Origin of the sequence: Lentzea pudingi (assembly GCF_014646255.1) — a bacterium.
GTDB classification, from domain to species: domain Bacteria; phylum Actinomycetota; class Actinomycetes; order Mycobacteriales; family Pseudonocardiaceae; genus Lentzea; species Lentzea pudingi.
Window position 1 is genome coordinate 639,332 of record NZ_BMNC01000001.1, and the last position, 26,272, is coordinate 665,603.

The 26,272-nt window shown below is 68.9% G+C and carries 22 protein-coding genes; 11 read left to right on the forward strand and 11 right to left on the reverse strand.

Going from position 1 to position 26,272, the window contains the following annotated elements; all coding sequences use genetic code 11:
- The first annotated feature begins 241 nt into the window (after window positions 1-241).
- A complete protein-coding gene (locus tag IEY88_RS02850) occupies window positions 242-1,819 on the forward strand; it encodes an MFS transporter (protein ID WP_189152949.1) in 1,578 nt (525 codons plus the stop codon).
- 103 nt (window positions 1,820-1,922) lie between these two features.
- Window positions 1,923-3,392, forward strand: a complete 1,470-nt coding sequence (locus tag IEY88_RS02855) for a collagenase (protein ID WP_189152950.1) — start codon at window positions 1,923-1,925, stop codon at window positions 3,390-3,392.
- Window positions 3,393-3,394: 2 nt separating this feature from the next.
- Here IEY88_RS02855 and IEY88_RS02860 read toward each other — a convergent pair whose 3' ends face one another.
- Window positions 3,395-4,339 (reverse strand): LysR family transcriptional regulator, encoded by a 945-nt coding sequence (locus IEY88_RS02860; protein WP_189152951.1) that lies wholly within the window; start codon window positions 4,337-4,339, stop codon window positions 3,395-3,397.
- A 109-nt stretch (window positions 4,340-4,448) separates the two neighbouring features.
- Here IEY88_RS02860 and IEY88_RS02865 point away from each other — a divergent pair, with 109 nt between their 5' ends.
- Window positions 4,449-5,825 carry an aminopeptidase P family protein gene (locus IEY88_RS02865; protein WP_189153520.1) on the forward strand — a complete coding sequence of 459 codons (1,377 nt, stop codon included), beginning with the start codon at window positions 4,449-4,451 and terminating at the stop codon, window positions 5,823-5,825.
- Here IEY88_RS02865 and glpK (IEY88_RS02870) read toward each other — a convergent pair.
- Both glpK (IEY88_RS02870) and IEY88_RS02875 read right to left on the reverse strand, forming a co-directional pair.
- Window positions 5,822-7,315, reverse strand: coding sequence for a glycerol kinase GlpK (glpK, locus tag IEY88_RS02870; RefSeq protein WP_189153519.1), 1,494 nt, complete (start codon window positions 7,313-7,315; stop codon window positions 5,822-5,824). The genes IEY88_RS02865 and glpK (IEY88_RS02870) overlap by 4 nt on opposite strands.
- Before the next feature lie 25 nt (window positions 7,316-7,340).
- Complete coding sequence (locus tag IEY88_RS02875) at window positions 7,341-8,105, reverse strand: IclR family transcriptional regulator (protein ID WP_189152952.1); 765 nt, start codon at window positions 8,103-8,105, stop codon at window positions 7,341-7,343.
- A gap of 243 nt (window positions 8,106-8,348) precedes the next feature.
- On the opposite strand from IEY88_RS02875, the gene IEY88_RS02880 reads away from it, so the two are divergent.
- Genes IEY88_RS02880 through IEY88_RS02895 form a run of 4 tightly spaced genes read left to right on the forward strand, consistent with a single transcriptional unit; the run spans window position 8,349 to window position 12,585 of the window.
- Complete coding sequence (locus IEY88_RS02880; RefSeq protein WP_189152953.1) at window positions 8,349-9,104, forward strand: MIP/aquaporin family protein; 756 nt, start codon at window positions 8,349-8,351, stop codon at window positions 9,102-9,104.
- Window positions 9,105-9,131: 27 nt separating this feature from the next.
- Entirely contained in the window at window positions 9,132-10,649 is a 1,518-nt protein-coding gene (gene glpK, locus IEY88_RS02885; RefSeq protein ID WP_189152954.1) for a glycerol kinase GlpK, read from the forward strand.
- Window positions 10,650-10,673: 24 nt separating this feature from the next.
- On the forward strand, window positions 10,674-12,284 hold the full coding sequence (locus tag IEY88_RS02890; RefSeq protein WP_189152955.1) for a glycerol-3-phosphate dehydrogenase/oxidase: 1,611 nt from the start codon (window positions 10,674-10,676) through the stop codon (window positions 12,282-12,284).
- A gap of 1 nt (window position 12,285) precedes the next feature.
- Window positions 12,286-12,585: a hypothetical protein gene (locus tag IEY88_RS02895; RefSeq protein WP_189152956.1), complete on the forward strand. Its 300-nt coding sequence runs from the start codon at window positions 12,286-12,288 to the stop codon at window positions 12,583-12,585.
- A gap of 183 nt (window positions 12,586-12,768) precedes the next feature.
- On the opposite strand, the gene IEY88_RS02900 is transcribed toward IEY88_RS02895, so the two are convergent.
- From IEY88_RS02900 to IEY88_RS02910, 3 genes are all read right to left on the reverse strand, one after another.
- Window positions 12,769-13,578, reverse strand: coding sequence for a helix-turn-helix domain-containing protein (locus IEY88_RS02900; RefSeq protein ID WP_189152957.1), 810 nt, complete (start codon window positions 13,576-13,578; stop codon window positions 12,769-12,771).
- A 67-nt stretch (window positions 13,579-13,645) separates the two neighbouring features.
- Window positions 13,646-14,047 carry an SsgA family sporulation/cell division regulator gene (locus IEY88_RS02905; protein WP_189152958.1) on the reverse strand — a complete coding sequence of 134 codons (402 nt, stop codon included), beginning with the start codon at window positions 14,045-14,047 and terminating at the stop codon, window positions 13,646-13,648.
- A gap of 330 nt (window positions 14,048-14,377) precedes the next feature.
- Window positions 14,378-15,319: a pirin family protein gene (locus tag IEY88_RS02910; protein ID WP_189152959.1), complete on the reverse strand. Its 942-nt coding sequence runs from the start codon at window positions 15,317-15,319 to the stop codon at window positions 14,378-14,380.
- A 32-nt stretch (window positions 15,320-15,351) separates the two neighbouring features.
- Here IEY88_RS02910 and zapE point away from each other — a divergent pair, with 32 nt between their 5' ends.
- Both zapE and IEY88_RS02920 read left to right on the forward strand, forming a co-directional pair.
- Complete coding sequence (gene zapE, locus IEY88_RS02915; RefSeq protein WP_189152960.1) at window positions 15,352-16,290, forward strand: cell division protein ZapE; 939 nt, start codon at window positions 15,352-15,354, stop codon at window positions 16,288-16,290.
- A 64-nt stretch (window positions 16,291-16,354) separates the two neighbouring features.
- On the forward strand, window positions 16,355-17,131 hold the full coding sequence (locus tag IEY88_RS02920; RefSeq protein WP_189153521.1) for an ion transporter: 777 nt from the start codon (window positions 16,355-16,357) through the stop codon (window positions 17,129-17,131).
- A 61-nt stretch (window positions 17,132-17,192) separates the two neighbouring features.
- Here IEY88_RS02920 and IEY88_RS02925 read toward each other — a convergent pair whose 3' ends face one another.
- A complete protein-coding gene (locus tag IEY88_RS02925; protein WP_189152961.1) occupies window positions 17,193-20,066 on the reverse strand; it encodes a right-handed parallel beta-helix repeat-containing protein in 2,874 nt (957 codons plus the stop codon).
- Between the two features lie 469 nt (window positions 20,067-20,535).
- Between IEY88_RS02925 and IEY88_RS02930 the strand changes: the two genes are divergently transcribed.
- The gene (locus IEY88_RS02930; RefSeq protein WP_189152962.1) at window positions 20,536-21,390 is read left to right on the forward strand and encodes a geranyl diphosphate 2-C-methyltransferase; all 855 of its coding nucleotides are present in this window, start codon (window positions 20,536-20,538) and stop codon (window positions 21,388-21,390) included.
- A complete protein-coding gene (locus IEY88_RS02935; protein ID WP_189152963.1) occupies window positions 21,390-22,454 on the forward strand; it encodes a family 2 encapsulin nanocompartment cargo protein terpene cyclase in 1,065 nt (354 codons plus the stop codon). Before IEY88_RS02930 ends, IEY88_RS02935 begins: the two co-directional genes overlap by 1 nt.
- A 36-nt stretch (window positions 22,455-22,490) precedes the next feature.
- Here the strand turns inward: IEY88_RS02935 and IEY88_RS02940 are convergent, their stop codons facing one another.
- The 4 genes from IEY88_RS02940 to IEY88_RS02955 are packed head-to-tail and all read right to left on the reverse strand — an operon-like array spanning window position 22,491 to window position 26,257.
- Window positions 22,491-23,378 carry an alpha/beta hydrolase fold domain-containing protein gene (locus tag IEY88_RS02940; protein WP_189152964.1) on the reverse strand — a complete coding sequence of 296 codons (888 nt, stop codon included), beginning with the start codon at window positions 23,376-23,378 and terminating at the stop codon, window positions 22,491-22,493.
- The gene (locus IEY88_RS02945) at window positions 23,375-24,193 is read right to left on the reverse strand and encodes a carbohydrate ABC transporter permease (RefSeq protein ID WP_189152965.1); all 819 of its coding nucleotides are present in this window, start codon (window positions 24,191-24,193) and stop codon (window positions 23,375-23,377) included. Before IEY88_RS02945 ends, IEY88_RS02940 begins: the two co-directional genes overlap by 4 nt.
- Window positions 24,183-25,070: a carbohydrate ABC transporter permease gene (locus IEY88_RS02950; protein ID WP_229693036.1), complete on the reverse strand. Its 888-nt coding sequence runs from the start codon at window positions 25,068-25,070 to the stop codon at window positions 24,183-24,185. Before IEY88_RS02950 ends, IEY88_RS02945 begins: the two co-directional genes overlap by 11 nt.
- Window positions 25,067-26,257: an ABC transporter substrate-binding protein gene (locus IEY88_RS02955; protein WP_189152967.1), complete on the reverse strand. Its 1,191-nt coding sequence runs from the start codon at window positions 26,255-26,257 to the stop codon at window positions 25,067-25,069. The genes IEY88_RS02950 and IEY88_RS02955 overlap by 4 nt, the downstream gene beginning before the upstream one ends.
- Window positions 26,258-26,272 lie beyond the last annotated feature (15 nt).

Sequence of the window (26,272 nt, forward strand, 5' to 3'; positions counted from 1 at the left end):
TTCCGGGCAAGCGCTTTGGGGCCGGGCACTTGTTTCCCCAGGTTCCGGGAGCGCTCTCAACGCGTGAACTGGGCGAACGCGAGAGGACCGTTCACACGTCCGCGGCAGACAGATCACCGTTCTGACGTGATCCAAATCACTCGCGATCGGGTGAGTCTGTTTGCTCAGTATTTTCAGTGTCAACTGAAAGGAGCTGCGGTCGTGGTCGGCAACGCGCACCCGCAGGTGTGAAGATCAGGCAGTGACCGTCTCCCCGTGGGCGCCCCTGCGCCGCAACGCGTTCCGCGCGCTGTGGCTCGCCCAGTTCGCCTCCAACATCGGCACCTGGGCGCAGACCGTCGGCGCTCAGTGGCTCATGGGTGACCTCGGCGGGAGCGCCCTGCAGGTCGCGCTCGTCCAGACCGCCACGACGCTGCCGGTGTTCCTGCTCGTGGTGCCGTCCGGGGCGCTGGGCGACATCCTCGACCGGCGGCAGGTGCTGATCACCGGCCAGGCGTTGATGCTCGCGGGCGCGGGTGGGCTGATGTTGCTCGCGGGCACGGGCTCCGCGACGCCGCCGACCCTGCTCGGGCTGCTCGCGCTGATGGCGGTCGGGCAGGCGCTGTCGATGCCGTCGTTCCAGGCCATCCAGCCGGAACTGGTGTCGCGCGAGGAGATCCCGCAGGCCGCGCTGCTCAACGGCGTCAACATGAACGTCGGCCGCGCGATCGGTCCTGCGCTCGGCGGGTTGCTGATCGCGCTGTCCGGGCCGGAGGCGACGTTCGCGTTCAACACGGTGAGCTTCTTCGGCGTCCTGATCGTGCTCGCGCGGTGGAAGAGGCCGTCGGACCACCGGCCCCTCGGCGCCGAGCACATCACGACCGCCATGCGGACGGGCGCGCGGTACGTGGCGAGCTCGCCGCTGTTCCGGCGGGTGCTCACGCGGCTGACGTTGTTCATCGTGTTCGGCAGCGGCCTGTGGGCGCTGCTGCCGGCGATCGCGCGCGGCCCGTTGCGGCTCGACGCCAGCGGCTACGGCGTGCTGCTCGGCAGCGTCGGCGCGGGGGCGATCGGCGGTGCGTTCGTGGTGCCGAAGCTGTTGCGGCGCATGAGCAAGAACCGGATGGTGCTGTTCGCGACGGTCGTCTACGCGGGGGCCACCAGCACGGCGGTGCTCACGCAGAGCTTCGCGCTGGTGATCGTCGCGATGCTGCTCACCGGCGCCTGCTGGATCGCCACGCTGTCGACGTTCAACGCCACCGCGCAGGTCCTGCTGCCCGCGTGGACGCGGGCCAGGGCGCTCGCCTACTACCAGCTGATCCTGATGGGCGGCCAGGCCCTCGGCGCGGTCGTGTGGGGCGCGATCGCGGACGCGTACGGCCTGAAGATCGCCATGATCGCGCCCGCGGCGGCGATGGTCGTGCTGGCGATCGCGGCCACCCGCTGGCTGCCGCTGAACGACCGGCCGCTCGACGTCAGCCCGGCGACGTACTGGGAGGAACCACCGGAGATCGACGACACCGACGCGGGCCCGGTGCTGGTCACGGTGGAGTGGCCGGTGGCGCCCGAGAACGAGGACGCGTTCGTCGACGCCATGCAACGGGTCGGCCGGGCCCGCCGCCGGACGGGCGCGACGATGTGGGGCCTGTTCCGGGACACCGAGCAGACCGAGACGTTCCTGGAGACCTTCACCGTGGCGACGTGGCAGGAGCACCTGCGCCAGCACGTCGAACGCGGCACCGTCGTGGACCAGGAGAACCAGGAGACCGCCCGCGCGCTGGCCAAGGGACCCGCGCAGGTGCGACACCTGCTGTTCGCGGAGCCGCGGAAACCGGAGTAGGGGACGAGTTTCCATAGCAGCGCGCTATGAGCGGAAGGGATGCTCGTGGGCGGTCAGGCGGTGTGACGCTCTGGGGCACCTCGAACCCTGCGGAGGAACCCTGATGAGATCACTCGCCCTGGTGGCGGCGCTGGCGGCCGGGCTGTTGATGCCGACGCCCGCTCAGGCCGCGCCTGCTGAGCAACGAGACGAGACGGTCCGTCTCGCCGGCGGCCACGCAACGTCCGCTCAGACTGCGCCTGCTGAGCAACGAGACGAGACGGTCCGTCTCGCCGGCCGTCACGCAACACCCGCTCGGGCACCCCTCACCTCGCCGACCAGCCCCCTGCTGCCGCCCGAGATCGCCCGCACCACCCTGCACCCCAAGCCCGACTCGACCATCTACACCACGGCGGTCGCCGACTACCCGGCCGAACTGCGCGCCCTCACCCGCACCCTCGACGGCTACACCAGCGCCGACGACGCGGCCGTGCACGCCGGCATGCTCCTGCTCTACTACGGCCACGCCCACCCGGAGTTCCTCGCCGCCGTGCGCGCCGAACCGGAGGTCCTGCGGGCGCTGCGCCGGTTCGTGTTGGCACACCTCGACTTCTTCGGCACCGACCGCCAGTACCTGGTGCAGAACGCGACCCGTGAGCTGGGCAGGTTCCTGCAGCACAACGACATCGCGCCGCGCGTTCGGCCGTTGCTCGCGGACATGGCTTCACGCGGTGATGTCGTCGGCCGCCTCGCCCCGCTGTGGGTGGGCGTCGCGGAGATGGTCGACTGGTACGACAAGGCCAACTGCCGCCGCTACGCCACGTGCGACTTCCGCGCGAAGATCGACCGCCGTGTCCTCACGGTCCGGCACACCTGCAGCGCCACCCTGAAGATCCGCGCGCAGCAGCTCACCCGGACGCAGCTCCGCCAGACCTGCGCCTCGCTCGCCGGGCAGGACGCGGCCTTCCACGCCGTCGTGCGCGATCCCGGACCCGTGGCCGGTGACAACAACACCTCGCTGGAAGTCGTCGTCTTCAACACCAGCAACGACTACCGGACGTACGCAGGGGTGCTTTTCGACATCTCCACCAACAACGGTGGCATGTACCTCGAGGGCGACCCGGCGCTCAACCAGGCGCGGTTCATCGCGCACGAGGCCGACTGGCTGCCCACGTTCGCGATCTGGAACCTCAACCACGAGTACACCCACTACCTCGACGGCCGGTTCGACATGCACGGCGACTTCGCGGAGAACATGACCACGCCGACGGTGTGGTGGAGCGAGGGCGTCGCCGAGTACATCTCGTACAGCTACCGGGGCGAGGTCTACGCCGCCGCGCTGGCCGAGGCGAGGAAGCGGACGTACGCGCTGAGCACGTTATTCGACACCAGCTACGACCACGACTCCACGCGGGTCTACAACTGGGGTTACCTGGCGGTCCGGTACCTCGTCGAGAAGCATCCGGCCGACGTCGCGGCGGTGCTGGCGGACTACCGGGCAGGGGACTGGGCCGGTGCCCGCGACCACCTCACGCGGGTGATCGGGACCCGTTACGACGCGGACTGGTACACGTGGCTCGCGGTGGTGAGCTGACGTCAGTCGGCTGAGGCGAGGGCCGCGCCGCGTTCCTCCCACCAGGGCCGGAACACCGGGCTCGCCATCGCCTGGTCCGCATAGGCACCCAGCACCTCGGTGAAGACGCGGCTGGCCTGACGGAAGGTCAGCCGCTCCCGCCGCCACGCGAACACCAGCCGCATCCGCATCGGCGCCCCCGCCAGCGGCCGCACCGCCACCCCGGGACCGCCCTGCGACGTCGGTTCGACCAGCTGCACGGCCTTGCCCGCCGCGATCAGCTGGCGCCCGGCGCCGCTCGGCATCTCGAACCGGATCCGCGGCACGAACCCCACCGCCCGGCAGGCCGCCCGCAACGCCGTCAGCGACCCGTCCTCGGCACCCGGCGGCCCCACCCAGGACTCACCGGCCAGGTCGGCGAGCTCGATCTCGGGGTGCGACGCAAGTCGATGACCAGCGGGAACGGCGATGTACACCGGTACCCACGGCACGACGACCCGTTGCGCCACGCCGCGCGGCAGCCCCAGGTCGCCCTCCTCGTCGACCGCGATCACCGCCGCGTCGAGGTGCCCGTTCGCCAGCGCCAGCGCGAGGCCCGTCGAGGAGGGGTCGACCACCATCGTGATGTCGTCGAGCACCTCCTCCAGCCGCGTGTACAGCGACGCCACGCACTCCATGTGCACCGAGCCGAGACGAGACGGTCCGTCTCGTTGGACCAGGTCCGAGCCGAACGCGTCCAGCTCGACCAGCAGCAACCGGGCCCGTTGCAGCATCTGGGCACCCAGCGCGGTCGGCTCCGCACCCGCCCGGCCGCGGTCGAACAGCTTGCCCCCGACCAGGCGTTCGACGCGTTGCAGCAGGGTCGTCAGGGACGGCTGGGAGATGCCGAGCTGCGTGGCCGCGCGCGACAGGCTGCCCGCGTCGCCGATGGCGCAGACCGCCCGCAGGTGCCGGATCTCCAGTTCCATAGTCTGAGGCTATCCCCGATCCGGAGTGGCGGGACCCCTCCGACAGGAGGGAGGGTGGTAGGCGAGGACCACTCTGGAGGGACGCGAATTGGCTCGGACACGCCGCGACATGGCGAAACTGGTGGACGCGGACGGTTTCCGCACGTACATCCGCGACGGCTGGGGTGAGTGGGACAGCTCCGTCGACCTGCCCGGTGGCACCGCCGAGGCGGCCGCGGCCCACCGCGCCAGGCTCGTGCAGGCGCTCCCGGGCAAGCGGATCGCGCTGGCCGCCGGGCGCGCGCACGTCCGGTCCAACGACACGTTCCACGAGTTCCGCGCCGACAGCGACTTCGTGTGGCTGACCGGCTGCCAGGTCGAAGGCGCCGTGCTGGTGCTGACCGACGACGACGCCACGCTGTTCCTGCCTACGCCGTCCGAGACCCACAGCGTCGACTTCTTCGGTGACGCCGACCGCAGCCCGTTCTGGATCGGCGCCGCCGCCGGCCCGAAGGAGTGGGGCGCCGCGCTCGGCATCACGGCCCGCCCGATCGAGGACCTGGCGAACGCCCTGCGCGGCCGCCACCCCGAGACGCTCGTCGCCAAGGGCGTCGACCCGTTGCTCGACGCCCTGACCGGCTCGCACAGCGACGAGCTGCGCACCGTCGTCGCCGAGCTGCGCCGCATCAAGGACGACTGGGAGATCGACCAGCTCCGCCAGGCCGTCGACGCGTCCGTCAAGGGCTTCGCCGACGTCGCCATGGAGCTCGGCCAGGCCGTGCGCGGCGGGGGAGAGCGCTGGCTGCAGGGCACGTTCGACCGCCGGGCCCGCACCGAGGGCAAGGGCCCCGGCTACACCTCGATCGTCGCCGCCGGCCCGCACGCCCCCGTCCTGCACTGGACGCGCTGCGACGGCCGCGTGAACGACGCCGACCTGCTCCTGCTCGACGCCGGCGTGGAGATGAACTCCCTCTACACCGCCGACGTCACCCGCACGTTCCCGGTGAGCGGCGAGTTCAGCGCGCCGCAGCGCCAGGTCTATGACCTCGTGCACAGGTCGCACGTGGCTGCTTTGGCGGAAGTGCGGCCCGGCAACGACTACAGCGCCTTCCACCACACCGCCATGCGCGTGCTCGCCGAGGGCCTGCACGACTGGGGCCTGCTGCCGGTCAGCGTCGACAAGGCGCTCGACCCGTCCGGGCAGCACCACCGCCGCTACATCGTCTGCGGCACCGGGCACTTCCTCGGCCTCGACGTGCACGACTGCGCCGACGCCCGCCAGGAGACCTACCAGCAGGGCATCCTCGAACGCGGCATGGCGCTCACCGTCGAGCCCGGCCTGTACTTCCACCCGAACGACGAGACGCTGCCGCCGGAGCTGCGCGGCATCGGCGTGCGCATCGAGGACGACCTCGTCGTCACGTCGACGGGCGCCGACATCCTCTCGGACTCGCTGCCCATCGAGGCCGACGACGTCGCCGCCTGGGTGCGCAAGCAGCGCTCCTAAGTGGACGGAGTGGAGCGGGCCCACGCGAACGTGAGTTCCACGGCCCGCTTCCAGTTCGCGTACTCGTCCTCGCGGTGCTGGGCGTCCATCGCCGGGTTCCACCGCGCGGCCAGGTGCCAGTTCCTCCGCAACCCCTCGAGGTCCGGCCAGTAACCGGCGGCCAGGCCTGCGGCGTACGCGGCACCCAATGACACGGTCTCCGCCACGAGCGGCCGCATCACCGGGATGTCCAGGACGTCCGCGAGGAACTGCATCAGGAGGTGGTCGGCGGTCATCCCGCCGTCCACCTTCAACACCGGCGTCGGCGCCCCGAGGTCCGCGTTCATCGCGTCGACCACCTCGCGCGTCTGCCAGCCCGTCGCCTCCAGCACGGCCCGCGCCAGGTGCCCCTTGTTGATGTACGAGGTGAGCCCGACGACGAGCCCGCGCGCCTGCGAGAGCCAGTGCGGCGCGAAGAGCCCCGAGAACGCCGGCACGATGTAGCAGCCGCCGTTGTCCTTCACCGTGCGCGCCAGCGTCTCGATCTCCGGTGCGGAGTGGATCAGCCCGAGGTTGTCGCGGAACCACTGCACCAGCGACCCGGCGACGGCGATCGAGCCCTCCAGCGCGTACGCCGGTTCGCCGCCGATCTGGTAGCCGATCGTCGTCAGCAGACCGTGCTTCGACCGCACCAGCTCGGTGCCGGTGTTCATCAGCAGGAACCCGCCGGTGCCGTACGTGCCCTTGATCGACCCCTTCTCGAAGCAGGTCTGGCCGAACAGCGCCGCGTGCTGGTCGCCCAGCGCCGCCGTGATCGAGATGCCCGGCACCACGCGCGTCGTGACGCCGCTGATCTCGGTCGACGGCCGGATCTCCGGCAGGATCACCGGCGGCACGCCGAAGAACTCCAGCAGCATCGGATCCCATTGCCGCGTCGAGAGGTTCATCAGCATCGTCCGCGACGCGTTGGTCACGTCCGTGACGTGCAGGCCGCCGTTCACGCCGCCGGTGAGGTTCCAGATCAGCCAGGTGTCCATGGTGCCGAACAGGACGTCGCCGCGTTCGGCCTTCGCGCGCAGCCCGGCCACGTTGTCGAGCATCCAGCGCAGCGACGGCGCCGAGAAGTAGGTCGCCAGCGGCAGACCGCAGCGGTCGCGGACCTCCTCGATGCCCTGCTTGCGGCCCAGTTCGGTGACGAGATCCTCGGTGCGGATGTCCTCCCAGACGATCGCGCGTCCCACGGGGACACCCGTGTGCCGGTCCCACAGCACGAACGTCTCGCGCTGGTTCGTGATGCCCATCGCGACGACCTGCTCGGCGCTGATCCCCGCCTGCCGCAACGCCTGCGGCACGATCCGGTCGACGTTGCGCCAGATCTCCACGGCGTCCTGCTCCACCCAGCCCGGCCGGGGGTGGTACTGCCGGTGCTCGCGCTGGGCGACCGCGACGAGGCGGGCGTTCTGGTCGAACACGATGCAGCGCGTCGACGTGGTGCCCTGGTCGATCGCCATTACGAACCGTTGCACGGCGAGCCCCTCAGTTCTCGTCGACGAGCGAGGTGGTGACGGATTCCGCGGCCTGCACGACCTGACGCACCAGCGTCGCACGCGGCCTGCCTGCCGAGTCGCACAGGCGGTCCGCCGCGCCGGAGATGCCGATCGCGCCGATCACGAGCCCGCCGGGGATCCGGATCGGCGCGGCGATGCTGGCCTCGCCCGGCATGTACTCCTCGGCCTCGCCCGCCCAGCCCTGCCCGCGCACCTCGGTCAGCACCCGCTCCAGCATCTGCGCGCGCGTGATCGTCCTGCGCGTCAACGACGTCAGCTCCCGCTTGCGCGCGGCCGCCGACAGGTCCGGGTCGTAGGCCAGCAGAACCTTGCCCAGCGCGGTGGCGTGCAACGGGAGCATCGCGCCGATGCCGAGTGTTTGCACAGAGTCATCGGGACGGAACACGTGGTGCACGACGAGCACGGCGCCGTCATGGTGCATGCCTATCCGGACCTCCTGGCCGCTCCGCGCGGCGAGCGTGTCGGCCCAGTTGATCGATCGAGAACGCAGTTCGTTCGCGTCGAGGTAGGACGTTCCCAGGTGCAGCAGGGCCGCGCCGAGGCGGTAGCGGCCCGTCCCCGGGTCCTGCTCGACGAACTCGACCCGTTGCAGCGTACGGAGAATCCCGTGCGCGGTCCCTCGTGCGAGACCGAGCGAGTCGGCTATCTCCGTGAGACCGTGGTGGCCGGAGCCACGCGCGAGGAGCCGCAGCACGGCTGCGGCTCGTTCGATCGACTGGATGGGTCCCGGCACGCGAGAAACGTAATTGAGACGACCCGTGTCGGCAATGTCGAACAGCTACGACGCCCGTCACCCCTGGACACGGGCCTGAAACGCCTTGTCTGCGCGCAGCGTGACCGTCCGGTCACACCTCCGGCGGCCGCAGGTGTCGACATTGTCGAAACGTGCCGGTTGAGCAGGCGTGACCTGGCTCATTACGTTCCGCGTCAATCACCACGTGGTGATCAGCCGTTCAAGGACGAATGGGAGGCCAGCGTGGGTCTCGGGACAGTGTTCCTCAGCGAGGTGCTCGGTACGGGTGTCTTGCTGTTGCTGGGTGCGGGCGTGGTGGCCAACGTGCTGCTCGCCAAGTCGAAGGGCTTCGACGGCGGCTGGCTGCTGATCAACTTCGGCTGGGGCTTCGGTGTCTTCGCCGGTGTGTACATCGCGTACAAGTCGGGTGCTCACCTCAACCCCGCTGTCACGATCGGCATCCTCACCAGCGGCGCGGACGAGTTCGCACCCGGTGTGCCGGTCGGTGTCGGCTCGACGCTCGTCTACTTCGCCGGCGAGATGCTCGGCGCGTTCCTCGGTGCCGTGCTCGCGTGGCTCGCGTACAAGCCGCACTTCGACGAGACGCCCGACGAGGGTCTCAAGCTCGCCGTCTTCTCCACCGGCCCGGCGATCCGCAGCTACACCTGGAACCTGGTGTGCGAGATCATCGGCACGTTCGTCCTGGTCTTCGTGGTCCTCGCCCTGGGCAAGACCCCGACCCAGCTCGGCCCGCTGGCCGTCGCGATGCTCGTCGTCGGCATCGGTGCCTCCCTCGGTGGCCCCACCGGCTACGCGATCAACCCGGCACGTGACCTCGGCCCGCGCATCGCGCACGCCCTGCTCCCGCTGTCCTACAAGGGCACCGACGGCGAGGCGATCGGCAAGAAGGACTCCGACTGGGGCTACTCCTGGGTGCCCGTCGTCGGCCCGATCATCGGTGGCGCGCTCGCCGGCGTCATCGCCTCGCTCGCGTTCTGATCTGACCATCCGGAAAGGACAGTTTCGATGACGCAGTACGTTCTCGCCGTCGACCAGGGCACGACCAGCACGCGGGCCATCATCTTCGACCACAGCGGCTCCATCGTCGCCGTGGGCCAGAAGGAGCACGAGCAGATCTTCCCGAGGGCCGGCTGGGTCGAGCACAACCCGGTCGAGATCTCGGAGAACACCCGGTTCGTGATCGGTCAGGCGCTCTCCACCGCCGACCTCAACACCGGCGACCTCGCCGCCGTCGGCATCACCAACCAGCGCGAGACCGCGGTGGTGTGGGACAAGAACACCGGCGAACCCGTCTACAACGCGATCGTCTGGCAGGACACCCGCACCCAGGCGATCGTCGAGGAGCTCGGTGCCCTCGGCGGCGGTGCCGAGCGCTACAAGGCGAAGGTCGGCCTGCCGCTGGCGACCTACTTCTCCGGCCCCAAGATCCGCTGGATCCTCGACAACGTCGAGGGCGCCCGCGAGCGTGCCGAGGCCGGCGACCTGCTGTTCGGCAACACCGACACGTGGACGCTGTGGAACCTCACCGGCGGCCCCAACGGCGGTGTGCACGCGACCGACGTCACCAACGCGTCGCGGACCATGCTGATGGACCTCGACACGCTGCAGTGGGACGCGGAGATCGCGGCCGACATGGGCATCCCGCTGTCCATGCTGCCGGAGATCCGTTCCTCCTCGGAGGTCTACGGCAACGGCGGCCCTGGCGGCGTGCTGAAGGGCGTGCCGATCGCGGGCATCCTCGGCGACCAGCAGGCGGCGACGTTCGGCCAGGCCTGCTACGAGCCCGGCACTGCCAAGAACACCTACGGCACCGGCAACTTCATGTTGCTCAACACCGGCACCGAGAAGGTCGCCTCGAAGAACGGTCTGCTCACGACCGTCTGCTACAAGATCGGCGATGAGGCTCCCGTCTACGCGCTGGAAGGTTCCATCGCCGTCACCGGCTCGCTGGTGCAGTGGCTGCGCGACAACCTCGGCATCATCGGCTCGGCCGCGGAGATCGAGACGCTCGCCCGTTCGGTGGAGGACAACGGTGGCGCGTACTTCGTGCCGGCGTTCTCCGGTCTGTTCGCGCCGTACTGGCGGGCGGACGCGCGTGGTGCGGTCGTCGGCCTGACCCGGTTCGTCAACAAGGGTCACCTGGCGCGTGCCGTGCTGGAGGCGACGGCGTTCCAGACCCGTGAGGTGCTGGACGCGATGAACGCCGACTCCGGTGTGCCGCTGACCGAGCTGAAGGTCGACGGCGGCATGGTCGCCAACGAGCTGCTGATGCAGTTCCAGGCGGACGTGCTCGACGTGCCGGTCGTGCGTCCGGTCGTCGCCGAGACCACCGCCCTCGGTGCCGCGTACGCCGCCGGTCTGGCCGTCGGCTACTGGTCCGGGCTGGACGAGCTGCGCGCCAACTGGTCCGAGGACAAGCGCTGGACGCCGGAACTCGCGGGCGACGAGCGCGAGCGCGAGTACCGCAACTGGAAGAAGGCCGTCACCAAGTCGTTCGACTGGGTCGACGCCGACGTCCGCTAGGAATTCCTTTCTTAGGAGCTGAAGTTGTTCGCAAGGCTGGATCCGGCTCGTCGCGCCCGATCGCTCGAAGCGTTGGGCAGCACGGAGTTCGACGTCCTCGTCGTCGGAGGTGGTGTGGTCGGCGCCGGCGCTGCTCTCGACGCGGCGTCACGCGGTCTCTCCGTCGCCCTGGTCGAGGCCGACGACTGGGCGGCGGGCACGTCGAGCCGGTCCAGCAAGCTCGTCCACGGCGGGCTGCGGTACCTGGAACAGCTGGAGTTCAAGCTGGTCCGGGAAGCTCTGAAGGAACGCGGGTTGCTGCTGCGCCGGCTCGCACCGCACCTGGTGCGGCCGGTGCCGTTCCTCTTCCCGCTGAAGAAGCAGTGGGAACGCGCCTACGTCGGCGCGGGCGTGCTGCTGTACGACTCGATCGGCGGCGCCGGAGCCGTGCCGATGCACCGGCACCTCTCCCGCCGCAAGATGGCCTCCGTCGGGCCATCGATCGATTCCGACGCTTTTGCCGGCGCCATCCGTTACTACGACGCGCAGATGGACGACGCGCGGTTCGTGGCGACGTTGGTCCGCACGGCCGCCCAGCACGGTGCTTCGGTGGTGTCGCGGGCTCGCGTCACGTCGTTGCTTCGTGTCGACGGCCGCGTGGCCGGCGCCTCGGTGCGTGACGAGCTCACCGGCGTGACGCACGTGGTGCGGGCCCGGCGGGTCATCAGCGCCACCGGGGTGTGGACCGACTCGCTCAACTCGATGTCGCCCGGCACGCCGCCGTTCCACGTGCAGATGTCCAAGGGCGTGCACGTCCTGGTGGAGCGCTCGAAGATCCAGCTCGACGGCGGCCTGATCACGCAGACCGAGAAGTCGGTGCTGTTCGTGATCCCCTGGGGCGCCTACTGGATCATCGGCACCACGGACACGCCGTACTCGGACGCGCCGGAGGTTGTGTCCGCCACCGCCTCTGATGTCTCCTACATCCTCGACCACGTGAACGCCGTGCTGCGAACGCCTCTGTCGGTGAACGACGTCGTGGGCACGTACGCGGGCCTGCGCCCGCTGCTCGCCGGGGCCTCCAGCGACACGTCGAAGCTGTCCCGCGAACACGCCGTGGCGCAGCCGGAACCGGGGTTCTTCGTGATCGCGGGCGGCAAGTACACGACCTACCGCGTGATGGCCGCCGACGTCGTGAACGCCGCAGTCTCCGGCCTGGGCCGAGCGGTGGCACCCTCCCTGACCGCGCGGCTGCCGTTGTGCGGCGCCGTCGGTTTCCAAGAGCTGTGGGCGGACCGGGCTCGAGTCGCTGCGGAGTCCGGCCTGCCCACGTCCACTGTGGAACGTCTGCTGCGCCGCTACGGCTCGGCCGTGTCCGACGTGCTGGCCCTCGTCGCGCAGGACTCCTCACTGGCCTCGCCGGTGGCGGGCCACCTGGCGGCGGAGATCGTGTACGCCGTCACGCACGAGGGCGCGCTGGGCCTGGAGGACGTACTCGCCCGCCGCACCCGGATCGCCATGGAGCACCTGGACTTCGGTGCCTCGGTCGCGGGTGAGGTGGCCGATCTGATCGCCGGTCCGCTGGGGTGGTCCGGTGCTGAACGTGATGCTGCGGTTGATGCTTATCGGGCTGAGACGGAGTTGGCGGCGAGATGAGATGGACAGCGCGGAGCTGATCGAGAGGTTGCGGCGGGAGGGCGGCTTCCGGCTGCTCCCGTTGCTGGGGAACACCGGGCAGGTCGCAGGGGTGCACCTGGCCCGGTTCCTCCCCGGCGGGCACCTCGACGTGATCCAGGCTTGGGACGAGCGGTGGGCCGTGTGGGCCCGGATGCCCGACTCCGTCGATCCGGCGGCGCCGTTCGCGGGGCCCGCCGGGGGAGTGGTGCGGAGCGGTCCGCTGGACCGGGTGGTGGCTCCGTTGCTGCCGATTCAGCCGGGGCTCATCGGACTTCGTTGAACACGTCCCACCTGTCCCGGAACCGCACGACGTGGGACGGCGGCACCGCGTAGTGGCGGCTGTCGGAGTTCCTTCGCGACCTACCGCCCCTCAAGCGAGCGTGCGCGACGCGCGCGGCTTCTCGATCAAGGTGTCGAACGCTGCCAAGTCCGGCCCACCGCTCGCGGTCGACCTGGTCCACGGCTACTGAGCCAGCGCACGCAGCGGTGTGGGACCGCGGTACTCCGCGATCTTGCGCCGCGACCGGTTCTCGTCCAGGGCGACCTCGTCGAGCAGGTCGAAGAGGCTGCGGGCCCGTTCGACGGCAGCCTCGCCCTGGGCGAAGACCCTCGCCAGGTCGGACTCCGCGTGGACGAGCGGCGGGGCCTTCTCGAACTCGAACAGCGTGCACGCCGACTGGAACGCCGCCGTGGCCGCCTCTTCCGGCACGATGCGGACGATGGCGGAGTTCGCCTGCAGCCACACGTACTGCTCCTCCATCACCTGCGCGGTGCCCAGGCGCATCCGCAGCGCCAGCTCGTGCAGGTAGAAGACGCACTTGGGACCGTTGGGGCGGCGCATGACCGCCTGCCTGTCGAGGTCCTCGATCGGCTGGCCGGTGGCGGCCTGCAGGGCGCGGGCGTAGTTCCGGGTCTGCAGGAGGCTGTTCACGGTCAGCACGTCGTACGCCGTGATGCCGGTGGCCATGGCCTCCGTCATCGTGAGGGTGCGCAGGTTGCCGGGCACCTGGGCGAGGTACGGGTCGAAAGCGTTGTGGTAGCGGCGGAGGAAGTCCTCGAAGAAGTCGATGTCCTTGCCGCACACGGTGAGGTACTGGGCCAGGTCGATGTCGGTGCCACGGATCTTGCCGTGCTCGAGGTTGGACACCTTGCTCGGATCCCAGCCGAGCTGCAGCGCCATCGCGCGGCCCCTCAGGCCGGTGAACCTCTGCCTGAGGCGACGCAGCTCGTCGCCCAGATCCCTGCTGTACGCGGTGGAAGTCGTCACGGTCACGACTTCGAACGTATGGGTTGGAATCGGTCCAAGGTACGGGCTCGTTCGGGTGAAAACGCCCGTCGTCTCAGTCGAGCAGCTTGCGCAGCTCCACCTCGAAGTCGACGTAGTCGTTCTCGCAACCGGGGGCGACAACGTCATAGGTGGAGTTCAGGAACTCCTGCAGCTCGGCCGACTGCACGTGGAACACCGCGTGCGACACGTCGGAGCGCAGCTCCAGAACGGCGGTCGTGGAGTTGTGGGGCCGCAGCCGCACGTCACCCGCACCGCTGGTGGTGATCAGCCCGTCGGCGAGCAGGTCGCGGCTGACGAGCCACACGGTCTCCTGGCGTCCCATGCGGAACGTCATGGTCACCGCGTGCGGGTCGTCGGCGCGGTAGCCGAGCTCGACGTCGACGGGCAGGGGACGCCCGGACGGAGCGATGAAGGCGAATGTCGAGTCGGCGCCCACTCGTGTCACGTTCCTCATGCCCCCTTAGACGTCCGGCAACCGCCGTGGATGCCTCGATCAGGAAAAGCGATCGGAACGTGATTTTCAATGGTCCCGAGGTATGACTTTTCGCATGCAGGTGCCGTGACCAGGCAAGACGGTGTTGGCCGCCTGTTCTGACCAGGGGTTTTCCGATTTTCGCGTTCGGTGGCTCAGTCATCTGTGGATGGAAATCACGAGGTGGGACGGCCTGCTCACGACCCGGATGAGGGGGCGGCGGGATGATTACCTTAAATTCGACTTAAAAGTGAGCGTGCTTTCTGTAGCTGATTCGGCACGGTAAGTGACCTGCTGCTCGGACGGAGTGGATCAGGCCGGGTTGCCGCGCGGCCGCAGCCGTCCGCCCGGCAGCGGCGGCGCGGGCAGCCGGGCACCGGGGTAGCCCTCGACCCGGCCGAACCGGTCGGTCTCCGCCTGCCACTCCTCCCGGAACGCGGCGATCTCGTCGTGCGTGCGCCCGACGAAGTTCCACCACATGACGATCTCCTCGCCGAACGGCTCGCCGCCCAGCAGCACGACCCGCGCGCCTCCGGCCGACGACAACGTCAGCGTCGTCGAACCGGTGCCCACGTACCCGAGCGCACCGGGGTCGAGCGCCGTCTCACCGAGCGCCACGTCGCCGGTGTCGAGCAGGACGCCGTGCTCGAACGCGGGGTCCACGTCCAAGGTCAGCGACGCACCCGCCGGCAGGACGATCTCGGCACCCAGCAGCGGCGTGAACGTGCGGACCGGTGACGTCGAGCCCGCCAGCGAGCCGAGGAACACCCGGACCGCGCAGCCGTCCACCTGAACGGTCGGCGGGACGTGGTGCTGGAAGTCGCGCGGCGCGTCGCGGTGGGCGTCGGGCAGGGCCAGCCAGAGCTGCACGCCGTGCAGCACGGTGGACGCGGCGGTGGACTGCTCGGAGTGGCAGATGCCGCTGCCGCCGGTCATGAGGTTGAGCTCGCCGGGGCGGACGTGCGCGTGGACGCCGAGGCTGTCGCGGTGCTCGATCTCGCCGGTGAACAGCCAGCTCACGGTCTGCAGGCCCGTGTGGGGGTGCGGGGCGACGTCCATGCTGACGTCCTCCGGGCCGTAGTGGTCGCAGAAGCACCAGGCGCCGATCAGCGACCGCTGCTTCTGGGGGAGCGTCCGGCGCACCTTCATCGCCCGCGGGCCGCCCAGCGGGACGTCGCGCGGGGTCAGGACCTCCACGCCACCGGGCGTGGAGGTGCACGTCACTTCTGCGGGCTCGGCCTCGACATTGCTCACGGGGTCGATCGTAAGCTGGCGCGGGGGTATCAGTGGATCTTCGGGCACACGTGTCGAGCAGCGGGTACGTGCTCGACGACGCACAGCTCGACGTCATCGCCCGGCTCGAGGTGCTCGCCGGTCGGCGCAGGGGCGTCTACCTGCACGGGCCGGTCGGCCGGGGCAAGAGCTTCCTGGCGGACGCGCTCTTCGACGTCATGCCTGGGGCCAAGAAGCGCGTGCACTTCCACGCGTTCTTCCAGGAACTGCATCGCGGGATCGCCGAGCGGTTGTACGAACGCGGCGCCGTCGCCAGGGCAGTGCGGGAACTGGTCGGGCGGCCGAAGGTGCTCGCGTTCGACGAACTACACGTGCACGACGTCGGCGACGCCATGCTGCTGACGCGGTTGTTGGAGGCGCTCCAAGAACGCGAGGTGATGATCATCGCCACGTCGAACTACCCGCCCGCCGGGCTGTTGCCCGACCCGCTCTACCACCACCTCTTCCTGCCCGGCATCGAACTGGTCGAGAAGCTCATGGAACCCGTGGAGCTCAACGGCACCAACGACTACCGGCACCTGCACGGCGCGCCACGGTCGCGTTTCGAGACCGGCGAGATCACCGGCGACACCGAACTGCCGGACACACCGGTCACCCTCGACGTCAACGGCCGCGCGATCACCGCGCTCGGCACCGAGCACACCAGGATCTGGTTCGACTTCGGCGACCTGTGCGAGAAACCGACCTCGACGCAGGACTACCTGGTGCTCGCCGACCGCTTCGACGACTGGGTGATCACCGGCGTCCCGAGGCTGCACACCTGCGGCAGGGACGCGAGGCAGCGGTTCGCTAACGTCGTGGACGTGTTGGTGGACAAGGACGTCAGGCTGACGCTCGTGAGCGACCACGTGCTCGGGGAGATCGTCGGTGGCGACACGCGAGACCTTGCCCGCACCGCGAGCAGACTGGAGCTGATCAACACGACCGGGTGAACAGTTGGGCCGCCTCCACCGCCGATAGGTAGCACAACCCCTGTCGTAGGAGCAGCAAGTGAAGATGGCGCGTGCCCGGATCGGCCAGCTCGTGGAGAGCGACCGGTTCCAGATGTTCGTCCTCGGCGTGATCGTGGTCAACGCGATCACGCTGGGAGCGGAGACCTCCACCGTCCTGCACGCGAACTTCGGCCCGTTGCTGACGATGGTCGACCGCCTGGCGCTGGCGATCTTCACGCTGGAGCTCGGGGCGAGGCTGTACGCGTTCGGCTGGAGGTTCTTCAAGGACCCGTGGAACGTCTTCGACTTCGTCATCGTGGCCATCGCGCTGATCCCGGCGGCCGGCCCGTTGTCGGTGCTGCGCAGCCTCAGGATCCTGCGGGCGCTGCGGCTCGTCGCGATGGTGCCGAGCATGCGCCGGGTCGTCACGGCGCTGGTGAGGTCCATTCCCGGGCTGCTGTCACTGTGCGGACTGCTGGCGCTGCTCGTCTACATCGGCGGGGTGGTCGCGAGCAACCTCTTCGGCGACACCGGTGACCCGCGCTTCACGGGCCTCGGCCCGACGTTGCTGACGCTGTTCCAGATCACCACGGGCGACGGCTGGTCGGACGTGATGCGCGACCTGATGGAGCAGAAGCCCCTCGCGTGGATCTTCTTCCTCGTCTACCTGATGGTCGGCACGTTCACGATGCTGAACCTGTTCATCGCGGTGGTGTGCAGCGCGATGCAGGAGGAGATCACGTTGCCCGCACCCCGTTCCGCGAGCCACGACGACCTGCTGCTGCAGGAGGTCCGGGCGCTGCGGGAGGAAGTGCGGGCGATGAAGCAACCTGTTCAGTAGCCAGAGGACCCGGCCGGCGACGCCGCCGTACACCGGCCGGGACCCCTGCAACCCCCGCCTTCTACGGGGTGACCGGGATGTTCGACACGCCCTTCTTCGCACGGCTGACCGTGTTCGAGGCGTGCACGACATTCGGGTTGGCCTTGCACTTCGAGGTGGACGACACGTACACCGCGTACTCGCCGACGTTGCCGAGGTCGGACCTGTTGTTCCGCCACACGTTCCCGCAGCCGTTGCCGAACGACGGCGTCGTGCTCGGGTTGTGCGTCTCGTAGCCGTTCTTGAACGTGCCGGGTGAGGTGAAGGTGCCGGTGTTGTTCTCGATCCGGTAGCCGAAGCCCTTCACGTCGACCCACGAGTCGGCGGAGTTGGCGCCGGAGATCCCGGTGCCGTTGAACGTGTTGCCGCTGATCAGGCCGCCCTGCGTGCCTTCCTTGACGTCGATGTGCTCAGCGGAGACGCCAGGGCCGATCCTGTTGCCGATCACCTGGACGCGGTCGGACCTGTCGACGCCGCCGGTGTTGCCGTGACACTTCCAGTTGGAGTTCGCGGAGCCGATGTACACGCCCTCGCCGTAGTCCTTCGTCACGACGCCGGCGTCCGTGATCGTCGAGTTCCTGATGACGCCGTCGGCGGAGGAACGCCGGAAGTGCACGCCTTCCTCGTCGGTCCTGCGCACGGTCACGCCGTCGATCGTGACGTGGTGGGAGTTGTCGAGGATGATGCCCTTCTTCGACTCCGCCACCGTGATGCCCTTGATGTTCCAGTACGGCGCGTTGTACAGCCACAGGCCGTAACCCGAGTCCCAGCCCGCGGTCGGCGCCGGGCAGGAGGGAGCGGTGCCGGACGGGCCGTCGTTGACCAGCACCGCCGACGAGGGACCGCTCAGCGTGATCGGGTTGCTCGACGTGCCGGCCTTCTGCGAGACGAACGCGCCGCGGTACGTGCCCGGTGCCAACGAGATCGTGTCGCCCGGCTTCGCGCCGGCCAGCGCGGTCCTCAGCTGGTCGGCGGTGGACACCGGGATCGTGGCCCGCGCGCCGAAGTCGTCCTCGGTGGACCCGGCAGCGAACGTGGCCGGGATGTTCTTGAGGAACAACGACTTCGCCGTGTCGGTTTTCGAAGCGTCGACGCCGTGGCCGCCGGTGTAGTCGCGCTGCTCGTTCTTCGCCCAGTCGGTGATGGCGGTGCCACCGATGTCGAGGTGCTTGTACGCGCTGCCGTTCCAGCCGAACTGGTAGACCCGGCCCTTCTCGCTGTAGAACGGGTCGTACGAGCCACCGGTCGACAGCTGCTTCGTCATGCCGTTGTTGAAGAACACGTTGCGCGGGCCGGTGGCACCGGACCACTTGACGGCCTTCTTGCCGGCACCCCACCAGATCGGGAACCAGTTCGAGTCGTCGGGCCCGCCGCCGCCCTCCTCACCGCAGTTGGCACGGCAGTTGCCCGAACGGTGGGCGTACGAGACCTTCACGCTGTTGTTCTCGAACAGGTTGTTGCGCTCCCACCCGCCGTGCAGGTTCAGGTCGGAGTCGAAGTCATTGCCCACCACGACGTTGCCCGAAGCGGACCACTGGAACGTGAAGTGCCGCAGGTTGCGCGAGGTGTTGCCGGCGTAGAGCGAGTCCCACACGCGTGAGCCGCGGAAGTAACCGTTGCCGCCCTTGCCCTTGTTCCACGAACCGTCGAGGTGGTTGTCGACGATCTGGAGGTTCTTGGCCTCCTCGGTGACGATCGGGTGCGACCCGGTCATCTCGGCGCGGATGCCCTTCACCCACGAGTTCGCCGCCCACTTGAACACGATCCCGTGCATCTCGTCTGCGGGAGCCATGTTGCCGTAGTTGTTGGTGGCCTCGGCGGGGTCGAGGTTCGGCATCGCCTGCGTGAAGCCGAAGTTCTCGAACCCGACGCCGAGGACCGGATCCACCAGCGGCGACACCTTCGAGTCGTACGTCGTCCCGCCGATCGCCGGGGACCCGTCCGAGGTGGAGTTGACCGGGACGTCGAACTCCAGCGGCTTGTCGAGCGTGACCGTCGTGCCCGACACCGACGTCACGGTGAAGATCTGCTGGCGCATGTGCATGTTCAGCATCGGGTACGGCGTGCCCGTCGCGAACTGCTGCTCGTAGAACTTCACCGAGTTCGCGGCACGGACGTTGACGAGCATGCCCGCTTTGATCGCACTGGACGAGGTGACCTTGACTGTGCGGTCTCCGGACTTCGCGGCCGCGCTCACCTTCACACCGGTTTTCCAGTGCACGTTGACCGTGCCCTCGAAGATGTCCTTGCGGTTCTCCGGTGCCGCCGCGTAGTCGCTCGCGTAACTGCTGTGCACGCCGCGCGACTGGACCCGGAACAGGCCGCGGCCCGGCCACAGCCAGCCGCCCTTGCCCTGCCCGGACGTCATGCCGTCCTCGTCCCAGTCCGACCCGTCCGGCGTCAGGGAGTCGTACCGGGTGGTCGCGTCCGGGGTGTAGACGATCTTCGTGGCGGTCGCGCCCGCGCCCCTGATGATCAGGTAGTCGGCGTCGGCGTGAAGCTCCTTCGAGACCTTCAGCCGGCCCGCCGGCAGCGTGATGGTGCTGAGCTTCGTGTAGCTCGCGCTGGGTGAGCACTGCGTTCTGATCGCGTCGATCGCGGCCTGGAGCCCCGCTGTGTCGTCAGCCGCGTCGTCCGGGCGGACGCCGAACTGGGAAGCGAGTTCCGCCGCCGTGATCTGACAGGTGGCGCTCGGGTTGATCTCATTGTTTCCCGGCAGCACGCCATTGCCGCGATACCCGGCTTTCGACCAATCGTACAGGCTGGAAATAGGTGCTCGCCGGTTGCCCGACGAGACGTCCAGGCCCGTCAGCGCGGGTGCGGCGATCGCCGTCGTGGCGGGAACGGTCAGCGAACCGATTAAGAGCAGGGACAGCAGTAGCGAGGTTTTCGGCATTGATAACCCTCGGTTGGCAGGGCGGGGCCATTTCTTTGTAGTCGATGGATTAGATCTGTGTCAAATATTCACGTTCGTGAAATAGGTAATGGTGCAATGGTTTTCAATGACGACTTCTTGCTCGATCGAACAGTTCCCGGGGCTGCTCAGGCGTCTGAATCGTGCGAGTCGTCCGTGCCGTCAGCGGGCCGAGCGGGCGTGGGGCGGCGCCGTGAGCGCTGTGCCGGGATTTCTTCCCAGTGACATGGAATTTCTGGCCCTCCTGTCATCCGGTCGGGCGCGGAGATCCCACGAAAGTGCGGATACCAACCCCCTTGCCTGCGTTAAAGGACCTACCGGAACGCGACGTTCCGGGCCCCGTTCGTGTCCGAACCAAGCCTGAACGGCGGATCGCCCGCTGGGCCGTCGGCTGCAAAGGTCAGTTGCTGTTCGGCAGTGAGCGTTCCAACGAACAGGAGCCACCCAGGTCATGGCGAGCCCCACTGTGAAGCCGGTTCTGCGCACCGACTACCAGCGTTCCGTCGCGGACTACTGGAACAAGGAGAAGGACCCGGTCAACATCAAGCTCGGCGAGGTGGACGGGCTCTACCACCACCACTACGGGCTCGGCCAGTACGACCCGGCGGTGCTGCAGGCGCCCGCCGAGGTGCGCGACCAGGTGATGATCGCCGAGATGCACCGGCTGGAGACGGCGCAGGCGGAGGTGCTGCTCGACGCGTTCGGCGACCTGCCGCCCCATCCCCACCTGATGGACGGCGGGTCCGGCCGCGGCGGCACGAGCTTCATGGCCAACGCCCGCTTCGGCGCCCGCATCGACGGCGTCAGCATCTCCGAGGAGCAGGTGGCGTTCGCCAACGGCCAGGCCCAGGAACGCGGTGTCGCGGACGAGGTGCGGTTCCACTTCAAGAACATGCTCGACACCGGTTTCGAGACCGGCTCGTTCAACGGCATCTGGACCAACGAGACCACGATGTACGTGGACCTCCAGCAGCTGTACGGCGAGTTCGCGCGCCTCATCGCGCCCGGCGGCCGGTACGTCTGCATCACCGGCTGCTCCAACGACCTGACCGGCCTGCGATCGCGCGCGGTCAGCCAGATCGACCAGCACTACATCTGCAACATCCACCCGCGCAGCGAGTACTTCCGGGCGTTGGCGGACAACGGGTTCGTGCCGATCAGCGTCGTCGACCTGACGCCGGACACCATCCCGTACTGGGAGCTGCGGGCCCAGTCGTCGGTCGCGACCGGCGTCGAGGACCCGTTCCTCACCGCGTACAAGGAGGGCAGCTTCCACTACCTGCTGATCGTGGCGGACAGGATCTGATGAAGGACCTCCTCACCGGGCCGTCCGGGCTGGGCACCTCCGCTGCCCGGCTCGGGCGGCCCGAGGTCGTGGCACCGCCGCCGGAGCCGGGCTACGCCGAACGCCAGTGGGGCGACGGCACCGCGCCGCCGTTGTACGTGCCGGTGCTCGAACGCGAGGACGCCCTGCTGGCGGCCGCCGTGGACGAGCGCCTCGTCGCCTGGGCGGGGGAGTGCGGTTTCGAGGAGCCGGAACGGTTCCTGGGCGGCATGTTCGGCCGGCTCGCGGTGCTCACGCACGTGGACACCGACGACGTCGACCAGCTGCTGATCGCCGCCCGGCTGAACGCGGCGTGGTGGGCCGCTGACGACCTGTACGCGGACGACACGGAGATGGGCGCGATCCCGGCCGAGCTGCCACCGCGGCTGGCCCTGGCGATGGCCGCGATGGACCCGGTGGCGCCCGCCGCCGAGTTCACCGCGGACCTGGAGGAGAGGGTCGCGTCCGATCCGGTGCTCGTCGGCCTGCGCTCGGGCATCGCGCACCTCACGGCCCGCAGCACGGCGACCGTGGTGCAACGGGTCTGCTACTCGACGTTCGCGATGTTCGTGTCGTGGGGCGCCTACGCGGCCTGGCGGCACACGGGCAACTACCCGCCCGCGTGGCAGTACCTCGCGACGAGGCAGCACGACACCTTTTACACGTCGATGACGCTGATCGACGCCGTTGGAGGGTACGAACTGCCCGCGCCGCTGTACTACGACCCGCGGGTGCGGCAGCTGCTCACGGCCGCGGGCACGGCGTCGGTGATCGTGAACGACCTGGTGTCGGTGGAGAAGGACGCCGCCGACGAGAAACCGGTCTGCAACATGGTCCTGCAGATCGCGGCCGACCGTGAGTGCTCGATCGCCGAGGCCACCGCACGGACCGTGGAGCTGCACAACCAACTGGTGCGCGACTTCGAGGCGGGGCACAAGGCGCTGCTCGCGGTGCCATCGGTGGAGCTGCACCGGTTCCTGAAGGGCACCAAGGCCTGGATGGGTGGCGGCTTCGAATGGCACACCACACATCCGCGCTACAAGTGATCGCGAGTCCCTCGCGGGTGTTCTCCCGCGAGGGACTCAGCCGAGCACCCGCCGCAGCCAGGCGATGCGGGTCGCACGAGCGCGCCGCGACACCAGGGCGTCCGGCGCGAGCTGGTCGAAACCGTGGCAGCCGCCGGGCCACACGTGCAGCTCGGCGTCCCCTCCGGCCTGCCAGATGCGGGAGGCGTAGCCGACGGCCTCGTCGCGGAACACGTCCACCGAGCCCACGTCGACGTAGGTCGGCGGCAGGCCGGAGAGATCGGTCGCGCGCGCCGGAGCGGCGTGCGGTGACACGTCCGGCCCGCCCCTGGCCTCGCCGAGCAACGCCGTCCAGCCGGTGAGGTTCGACGAGCGCACCCAGGTGGTGCCGTCGAGGAACTGGTGGCTGGACGGGGTCTCGCACCTGTCGTCGAGCATCGGGCACATCAGCAGCTGACCGCGAATGGCCGGCCCGCCGAGGTCGCGGGCCATCAGCGCGACCGCCGCCGCCAGCCCGCCGCCCGCCGACGTGCCCGCGACGACCGGTGAGCCGAACCCGTTGCGGTCCATCCACTCCAGCGTCCGGTAGCAGTCCCGCACAGGCGCCGGGTGCGGGTGTTCGGGCGCCAGCCGGTACTCGGGCGAGACCAGCGTGACGCCCAGCTCCGACACCCACTCGGCCAGCACGTGCAGGTCGGACCGGCGGGTACCCGCGACCATCCCGCCGCCGTGCACGTGGAGAACGGAAGGGCCCTCAGAGCCTGTCGGACGCAGCACGAGCACGGGCACGCCGTCCGCGTCCTCCTCGGTGAACGTCACCGCGCCACCGCGCGTCAGTTCGGCGTCGGTGACGATCCGGTTGGCGGCCCGCCTCGCCGGAATTCCCTCGAGCGTCAGCGGTGGACGGGAGAAGTCCACCGCTGACGCGATCTCCGGGTCGATCACCCCTTCACGCCCGTGTGCGCGAGGCCCTCGATGAACTGCCGCTGCGCCAGCACGAACACCACGAGGATCGGCACGGCCGTCATCGTCGCGGCGGCCAGCTGGACGTTCCACATGGGGCCGCCGTAGATGTCCACGAACTGGGTCAGCGCCTGCGGCAGCGTGAACATGTCCGGGGTGGACAGGTACACGATCGGTTCCAGGTACAGGTTCCACGAGTGCAGGAACGTGAAGATCGCGACCGCGCCCAGCGCGGGCCTGGAGAGCGGCAGGGCGATCCGGTAGAAGATGCCCGCCCGGCCCAGGCCGTCCATGCGGGCGGCCTCCTCCAGCTCCGGCGGCAGCGCGATGAAGAACTGGCGCATGATGAAGATCGCCAGCACGCACGGCGCCCCGAAGATCGGCACGATGATCAGCGGCCAGTGCGTGTTCGTCATCCCGAACGACTGGAACATCTGGAACAGCGGGACGATCGTGACCTCGCTCGGGATGAGCAGGCCGGTCAGCACCACCACGAACAGCACGTTCTGGCCGGGGAACCTGATCCGGGCGAACGCGTACCCCGCGAGCGCGGCGACGGCCATCGTGCCGGCCGTGACGATCACCGCGATGTAGAGGCTGTTCCAGTACTGCTGCCCGAACGGCTGCATCCTGAACACGGTCTCGTACGTGGAGAACGTCCACTCCGACGGCAGCAGCGACTCGGAGAAGATCTCGCTGATCGGTTTCATCGACGAGGTGACCATCCACCACGTCGGGAACACGAACGGCACGCACAGCAGGCACAACAACCCGTACAGCCAGACCTTACGACTCATGGAGCACCCACTTCCGGCGCATCCGCCACTGCAGCAGCGTCAGGGCGGCGACGATGACGAACAGCAGCACCGAGATCGTCGCGCCGTAGCCGAAGTGGTGGAACTGGAACGCCTGCTGGTACAGGTAGTAGATCAACACGGTCGTCGACGTGCCGGGACCGCCCTGGGTGAGCACCGCGATCTGCGCGAACACCTGCAGCGAGCCGACGATCGTGATGATCGACGTGAGCAGGATCGTCGGGCTGATCAACGGGATCGTGATCCGCCGGAACCGGGTCCACGGCCCCGCGCCGTCGATCTTCGCGGCCTCGTACAACGGTGCCGGAACCCCTTGCAGCGCCGCGAGGAACAGCACCATGTTGAGCCCGACGTTCTTGATCACCTGCACGACGACCACCGACACCATGGCGGTCGTCTCGCCGCGCAGCCAGTTCGGTCCGTCGATCCCGAACACGCCGAGCAGGCCGTTCACGCTGCCCTCCGGCTGCAGCATGAGCTGCCACACCAGCGTCCACGCCACCAGCGACACCAGCACGGGGGAGAAGAACAGCGTGCGGAACAACGTGGTGCCGCGCAGCTTCTGGTTGAGCAGCACCGCGAGCAGCAACGCCAGCGACAGGTTCAGCACCACCAGCCCGGCGGCGAACCAGGCCGTGGCGACGAGCGAGTCACGCAGCTTCTCGTCGGCGAGCAGCCTCGCGTAGTTCTCGCCGCCGATGAACTCGAACGTGCCGCCGAGCACGTTCCACTCGTTGAGGCTGTACCAGGCGACCATCGCGAGGGGGAACAGCACGAACGCGAGGCTGCCGAGCAGGGCAGGCGCGACGAACAGGTAGCCGACCAGGTTGTCGCGCCTGCGATACGTCCAGAACGTCACTGGCGCTCCAGCAACGGCTTGATCTTCGTACACACGCCGTCGAGCACCTGGCCGATGTCCGCGTCCGGCTTCCACAACGGGTCGAGCGCCGCGCGGATCGTCTGGTTGAGCTCCTCCTGGCCCTGGTGGCTCGGCTTCACCACGCCCTTGCTGATGCCGTCGATCACGACCGACTGCAGCTGCTCCGGCTTGAGCAGCGGGTTGCTCTTGGCCAGCGTGCCGGCGTTGAGCAACGACTGCCGCACCGGCGGGAAGAACTGGGCGAGCTTCGCGGAGTTGGCCGCGTTGGTGAAGAAGCCCAGGAAGTCCGCGGCGGCCTCGGCGTTCTTGGAGCGCTTCAGCACGCCGACGCCGGCCTGGCCGATCACCGCGTAGTCACCCTTGGGGCCCTGCGGCAGCGGCAGCAGCGTCCAGCCGAACTTCGCCTCCTTCAACGCGCCCGCCCGCGAGATCTGGCTGACGGCCATGGCCGCGTTGCCCGCGAAGAAGTCCACGGTCGTGCCGGGGCCGGGGATCGCCTTGTCCGTGAAGATCGCCTTGTGGACGAACGTCATGGCGTCCTTCATCTCCGGGCTCGCGAAGCCGCACTGCCTGCCGTCCTCGCTCCACGCCTGAGCGCCCCAGCCGCGCCAGATCGCCGAGAGCACGGCCCAGTTCTGGTACTTGAAGTCCGGCAGCACGAGGTTCTTGCCGGCCGAGGCCGCGACCGCCTGCTCCCAGGTCTTCGGCAGTTCCTTCACCAGGTCGGTGTTGACGAACAGACCGAACGGCGAGGTGGAGAACGGGTACGCGTACAGCTCGCCGTCCTTCTCCCACAGCTTGATCGCGGACGGCACGAGCTCGTCGGCCTTCTCGACCTTCGCCCTGATCGGTGCCAAAGCGCCCGAGGACACGAAGTCCGGTGCCGACTCCTCGAGGATCCACGCCAGGTCGGGCGCGTTGCCGCCGGCGATCTGGGTGGTGAGGGTGGTGGTGTAGCCGTCGGCCGGGATCGTGTCGAACTTGATCTCGGTGACGTCCGGGTGCGCCGCCCTGTACTCGGCTGCGATCTCGTTGAGCAGCTTGAGATGCGCCTCGTTGGCGGTCCACACGGTCATGCGCAGCGACTTGGGTCCGGTGGCGGCCGAGCCTGAACACGCCGTGAGGGCGAGGAGAGCTGTGCAGATGAGTGCTAGAAGCCTGGACATCGTTGTCTCCCTGGG